The following is a 5,889-nucleotide window of genomic DNA, read 5'->3' on the forward strand; positions in this document are numbered from 1 at the left end:
TTACACGGAAAAGTTGACAAGCTCCTCCGGAGTTCTGCCGCTCTTCTCGACTGCCGTTCAGTCCACCGCTCGTGCGCCTTCCGGAAGTTCGCGCACGGTCCGCATGGTGGCACTCGCACGTCCGCCGGCAGGTCGCGATGCTCGGTGCACCGGGATGGCGGCTCATGGTCAGGGTTCGTTGCCGATCCGGGGCTGCTGGGTGTCTTCGTGGGATCGTCGTCGCGCGCGCACGCGTACTCCCCAACTTTCAACGCTGGGTCAGTACTTACAACCCCAACCTGAACCACAACCGACCCTTCCTCTAACCCTTCCGGGAAGGGTTCCGGGAAGGGTTCCGTTTCCCCAGGTCGCTGGAACCCTTCCGCTAAGGGTTCGGGTAACCCTTCCGGGAAGGGTTCCGGGAAGGGTTCGGCAAACCCTTCCGCTAACCCTTCGAGATGGGTTCGAGCCGCACCATTCAACGCAGCAATATCGTCCGCGACCTTGTCCGACTTCACTTCCGGCATCACCAACTGATCAAGCTCAGACGCAAGCACCGAAGCCAGCTTCGGAGACTCCACGTGAGCCAACGCCCGCAGCGCAGACTTCAGCACATTCGGCTGCCGCGCCACACCATCCGACCGCATGAACGTCCGAACCAACGTCTCCCCCGTATCCGGGTCGACGAACACGTACCGACGACGCTCCATACGGTTCAGACGCACATGCATCTCAGCCTCAGACGGCACAGTCCCGCTCACATCACGCATAGCCCTCTGCCAGCGACGCATATTCATCGGCTGAACACCGGCGTAGTTCAACGCCGGCTGCCCAAGCAGCACCATGTACAGCCACTTGTCCCCCGAGTCCTGACAGGCGAAGTCGTCGTCGGTGAACATCGAGAACCACGCCTTCGCAAACTCTCTAGGCATCGGCGATTCTCCGGGAGAGGATGATCGCCGTGATTCCTACGCAGTGCTGAAAGCGGCACATCTGATCGGTGCACGATGAGGGGTCGTCGTGGTTGCAGTGCTGCATCGGCGGAATCTCATGGCCGATCTCCGCTTCCATCTCGCGAATCTCGCGGTCGACGTCGGATTCTGTCCAGGATGTCCGGACAGGCCTCTCCCACGGCGGCACATCGGCTTCATCGACAGACTGGATCTCGGCTGCGATGTCATTGTGGATGTCGTCGAGTCGTCGCCAGCAGCATCCGTTGAAGTACTTCCACGGGTCACGAGACTTGGACGTCATAGCGACATCGATCAGTTCGTCGAAGTCCTCCATGTCTAGGCCGTTGTCCATGTGTCGATCGATCGTGGTGCGCCAGTCCGCGGCGAGGTCGAAGGTTTCTCCACGGAACGTCCAGGCGTCCCACATCGCACGGAATGCGTCGTGGTTCAGTCGGCGGTTCTCGCGGTCTGCGGCACGACGGGCCAGGACTGTCTGCATCGCACGCGCCCAACGGATGGCGTCTTCGTTGACTTGCTCCACCATCGGCGCATCGGGTGCTGATGACGTCTTGCCGGCGTTGCAGTCACGGCATGACGCGACGAGATTTCCGGGAGAGTTGTCACCACCAAGCGCGACCGGGAGGACGTGATCGACAGTGAGTTGGACGTCTGGCGCGGATGCTCCGCAGTACCGACAGGTGTGATTATCGCGGCGAAGAACCTCGTAGCGGAGACGTTTCGAGACAGGCTTACGGGTACGCTCAGTCACAGCCACTCCTTTGCAGTGGTTAGGCCCAGGATCACGGTGTTGGTAGCACCGCCTGGGCCGATTTTCGATTGTGAAACCCATTCTACCAGCACGTTTGCACGAATGTTCGAGCGTTCTGGCGTGGTCTTTGCCGGTCGATGCCACTACGGTTCCTCCGCTCTTCTCTCGTTCGGTGCGCGCAGCATGCCCTCGCCGAGGGACCAAAGCGGGGTCATGCGACGACTCCGAGGGATTCAGCGACGACCGAGATGAGGTCGCGTGCGGCGGGCGGCGTGACCGCGTTACCTGCGAGGCGAACCTGTTCGCGTCTGGTGCCGAGCATCCGGTAGTCGGCCGGGAAGTCCATAGCCCGCGAGTACTCCGACGGCTCGAGCATTCGGAACCGGACGTCGTCGATGTCGACCGTGCCGCCCTCGTTGTGGCGCGCGACCAGACCGTGATGGTTGCCGGACGCGGTGACAGTGGCGAGCGGATCCGTGACCGGACGCGCAGTGCTGCCGCCACCGCGGAGTTCGGCAATGAACGCATCCGAAGGCCGGACGAGCATCTGCCCGGCACCGTCGGCGACGACGGTCGTCAGCGGCTCCGTATGGGGGTCGAGGAGACGGTTCCGTTCCCGGAACTGGGCGAGGAACGCGAGGCCGTCGGTCTCGACTGTGGTGCGTGTCGGGAGCGGGTCGGCCAGCGATGCGGGCTCGGTGCGCCACGTTCCGCCACACGGGACCGTGAATCCGGTCTCGTTGCGCGCGGTCGCCGTCCGCATCGGCTCATCCGTCGGCCGCGCGACCTTGCCATCACGTCCCTCGACAGGAACCAACAGCGGCGCCCAGTACCGGTCGATCCCGGCCTGGATCCGTTTCATCGTCTTGTCGGCGAGCGGCCGGGCGCGGTCCCCGATCCGCTGCCCCTCGAGCGTCCAGTCGATGATGTCGGCGGCCGGCCGGACGATCGGCTCGACGATCGCGTTACGGCAGGTGACGTTCGGGCAGCGGTACACGTACTGCGACCGGTACTTCCCGATCGTGTTGTCGGGCTTCTTCCACGACTGCATCGCCCGGACGGGTCCGCAGGTCGGGCAGACGGCGTGCGGTCGGGTTAGGTGGTGTAGGTCCGGGCGTCGGTTGCCCTTGCGCCAGAACACGCAGTAGAAGCGATCCCGGCTCTGTGGTGCGCCGGGGCCGAGCAGTTGGGCGTGCATGCTGTTGAGCATCACCAGCTGGTGGTCGTATCCGAGGGAGTCCATCGCCGCGAGCCACGCCGTGTACGGCGGCCACTTGGTCACCTCGACGACGTTCTCGACTATCACCGCCTCGTACGCGTGGTACTCGGTGAACCGGACGACGTCCCACATCGTGGCCCGCGACCGCTCGGCCGCGGCGTCCGGGAGGACTTCGCCGAACAGGTCTGGCTGCGCATCGTGGATCTTCTTGCCCTGCGCGACGGAGTGTTTCGTGCAGGATGGCGAGAACCAGCCGAGGTCGGTGCGCGGGAACAGTGACGGTTCGTACTGGGAGATGTCGGCGTGGATGTGGTCGGCGTCGGGGTGGTTGACGGCGTGCGTTTCGATCGCCCGGTCCCAGTGGTTCGCTGCAGCGCGGAGGGTGATGCCGGGGACCATGAGTGCGCCGGTGCTGGATCCGCCGGCACCGCAGAAGAAGTCGGCGAGGGTGAGGCTCATGCTGCTTCCGCCTTTCGTTTGGCGGGGTGTCCGTAGCCGGGGAACCGCTTCTGGATGGTGCGGCGTGCGACACCGATACGCTCGGCGACCCGGTTGTAGGAGGCGCCCTCACGCAGCATGCGTTCGGCGGTGGCAAGGTCAGCGGCACTCCACTCGTGGCGCGGCTTCATGCGGTTCAGTCGAGCCTGGCGATCCCTCTCAGCTTTCGCACGCCGCTGCTGCTCGAGTTCGTAGTCGCGGCCACGCTGCAACTCAGGCAGACCGGTGCGCTTGTTGAAGTACTTGCGTTCGGTTTCGGTGACCATCGCCGTCAACGACTGCCAGTCCTTGAGTTGGGCTTTCGTGCCTTTCGCTTCGGGGTAGTGGCGGGTGATCCAGGCGGTCGGGACGCCGATGGTGGCGGCGATTTCGCCGGGTGGGCATTCGTCGGCGATCAGCATGGTGATGGTGCGGTGCTCGTCAGGGGTGAACTCACGTCTGGTCACGCGGGTCGTCCTTCCAGTGCTGGTTGGTGGGTGTAGACGGGTCGCCCATCGCGGTCGTGGTCGGTGATGGTGGCGATCGTCGGGGTGTGGATGGTGAGGCGGACACCGTCGTCGTGCTTCCAGACGACGGCCGTATCCATTGCGGGGTTTCGCGAGTGGATGATGCGGATTTCGTCGGGTTGGCATGCGCGGGCGAGAGTGCACGCGGTGGTGACTGTTACGGTGCGCCGGCGTTCGGTGTGGCCTTCGACGACGACGTGCGTAGCGCCGATGCCGCGTAGCCATGCCCGGAGTTCGCGTGTCTTCGATGGCTTCCTGGTCACGATGTGCCGCCGAGGTGCTGGTCTGCCCATGCGCGGATCTGGTCGATCGGGATGGCGACCGACAGGGATTCGACGACTCCGAGGTGAGGTACCGGGATTTCGATGTACACCCAGTTGTCGGTGCGGTCGATTTCGACGCCCTGCTCGGTTCGTGACGGCAGCGGTGTGCCGGCGATCGTGAGACCGGTCGTGCAACCGGAGATACGGCTCATGCGGGTGGTTCCTGTCGGTGGTGGGCGCTACCGTGCGCGGGTGGTTGAGGTGTCGTCGTGGTGCTGGTATTCGCCGGGCGTGGTTGAGGCGCCCGGTGGTGGGTGGGTGTCGACGATGCCGCTCGACTGCCACGGTTGCGGTCTGCGGTGGTCGGATCTGGGATTGCAGATCGTGCGCGGGAACGTGGTCCGCTCGTGGGGTGCACCGCCCGGGTATCCGTCTGCGACTGTGTTCTACGAGTGCCTCGGGTGCGGGCACCGGACGTACTGCCGGCGGACGTGAAGTCACCCACGGTCGTCCTCCCCGTCGAGTGCTTTGCGGAGGGCTGCGGCGAAGCCAGGCGCGTACGGGGCAGATGGAAGGTCGTACGCTCCGAGCTTGTCCCATACGGCTGCCAGCACCCGCACCCGCTCGACGCCGGCGCGCAGGTCTGCGATCGACTCGATGAGCCCAGGAACCATGCTGGGGTCGTCATCTCGCCATGCGAGTCCAGCGGCTTCGGTGATGTCACGCCATGACGCCTTCACCAGCTCGACGTCCGCTACCCGGCCAGCCCGCAGCTTCTCGACCTCGGCCAGTGCGTCGTCTCTCTGTGCGGTGATGGTCGGGAGTGTGACCTCCACCAGCCCGAGCAGGTCGGTCACGAGGTCGGCCGCCACCTCAGCAGCGCGGTCCCAGGCTCCAGCGTCGGAGCAGTTGAGTCGCGCACCTGCTGCCGTCTGGAAATACGCGGTCCGCAATGCGACAGCCATCTCCCGGCCGTCGAGTGCTTGCCGTGCCCGCTGCACAACATCGCTGGTCGCAGGCAACTCTTTCAAGTTCTGAAACTGTTCAGTCATCGGAGTTCTCCTTGCTGGTGTGGGTGACGCGGACTGGCCCGAACCGGCGCAGCATGGTCTCCCAGTCGATGTACGTCTTGCCGCCGAGGTAGAACTTCCAGTAGCCGTCGATCGACGGTGCACTGGTCTTGCCGAAGTTGAGTAGTTCGGCCTCGGGGTCATCGTCGGCGGATTCGTCAGCGAGCGTCGGCCCATCGCCCCACCCGTAGTCCGCCCACGCCAGCGACTCGACGCCGATGACATTCGGCGGTTCGGGCGCGCCCATGTCGAGGACGTCACCCACCTTCGCGGGGCCAGTGCCGGTCATCGGCGGCTCCATCCGCATACGAGGCAGCCGTCTCGGTACAGCAACGGCTCGCCACACTCGGGGCAAGCAGGACGGTCACTCACCACGCTCACCCGCCTCGGCGTGAGCGGAAGCAGCGAGCAGGGCAGCACCCAGGTAGCGGGCTTTACTCGGCGTTAGCGGCTCGGACGGCTCGAAGTTGTACGACAACTCCACCTCGTCACGGTTGCTGTCCCACACGTCAACTGTGTGAGGCATGGCATCTTCCCATCGGGTCGTTACCTCGTAGTCGTCCTCACGGGACGTCGGCTTCGGCAGTTCCACGACCGCGAAACCCTGCTCGTTGAGTGCGTCGTCGACGGCT

General features: G+C 64.7%; 9 protein-coding genes. All 9 read right to left on the reverse strand.

Annotated elements, in window-relative coordinates:
* Nucleotides 1-878, reverse strand: an 878-nt coding sequence (locus Y710_RS18135) for a hypothetical protein (protein WP_156479484.1), incomplete at its 3' end; no start/stop codon positions are given.
* A gap of 25 nt (nucleotides 879-903) precedes the next feature.
* Complete coding sequence (locus tag Y710_RS18140; RefSeq protein ID WP_231875784.1) at nucleotides 904-1,701, reverse strand: HNH endonuclease; 798 nt, start codon at nucleotides 1,699-1,701, stop codon at nucleotides 904-906.
* 211 nt (nucleotides 1,702-1,912) lie between these two features.
* A complete protein-coding gene (locus Y710_RS18145) occupies nucleotides 1,913-3,379 on the reverse strand; it encodes a DNA cytosine methyltransferase (RefSeq protein ID WP_062368109.1) in 1,467 nt (488 codons plus the stop codon).
* The gene (locus Y710_RS18150) at nucleotides 3,376-3,864 is read right to left on the reverse strand and encodes a hypothetical protein (protein ID WP_062368110.1); all 489 of its coding nucleotides are present in this window, start codon (nucleotides 3,862-3,864) and stop codon (nucleotides 3,376-3,378) included. Before Y710_RS18150 ends, Y710_RS18145 begins: the two co-directional genes overlap by 4 nt.
* Nucleotides 3,861-4,187 (reverse strand): hypothetical protein, encoded by a 327-nt coding sequence (locus Y710_RS18835; protein ID WP_156479485.1) that lies wholly within the window; start codon nucleotides 4,185-4,187, stop codon nucleotides 3,861-3,863. The genes Y710_RS18150 and Y710_RS18835 overlap by 4 nt, the downstream gene beginning before the upstream one ends.
* Nucleotides 4,184-4,399: a hypothetical protein gene (locus tag Y710_RS18155; RefSeq protein WP_062368111.1), complete on the reverse strand. Its 216-nt coding sequence runs from the start codon at nucleotides 4,397-4,399 to the stop codon at nucleotides 4,184-4,186. Before Y710_RS18155 ends, Y710_RS18835 begins: the two co-directional genes overlap by 4 nt.
* Nucleotides 4,400-4,684: 285 nt before the next feature.
* The gene (locus Y710_RS18160; protein WP_156479486.1) at nucleotides 4,685-5,239 is read right to left on the reverse strand and encodes a hypothetical protein; all 555 of its coding nucleotides are present in this window, start codon (nucleotides 5,237-5,239) and stop codon (nucleotides 4,685-4,687) included.
* Nucleotides 5,232-5,546: a hypothetical protein gene (locus Y710_RS18165; protein ID WP_156479487.1), complete on the reverse strand. Its 315-nt coding sequence runs from the start codon at nucleotides 5,544-5,546 to the stop codon at nucleotides 5,232-5,234. Before Y710_RS18165 ends, Y710_RS18160 begins: the two co-directional genes overlap by 8 nt.
* A gap of 75 nt (nucleotides 5,547-5,621) precedes the next feature.
* On the reverse strand, nucleotides 5,622-5,889 hold a 268-nt coding region (locus tag Y710_RS19205), incomplete at its 5' end, for a hypothetical protein (RefSeq protein WP_062368114.1).

This window comes from Gordonia sp. QH-12 (assembly GCF_001578675.1).
In the GTDB taxonomy this organism is placed as follows: Bacteria; Actinomycetota; Actinomycetes; order Mycobacteriales; family Mycobacteriaceae; genus Gordonia; species Gordonia sihwensis.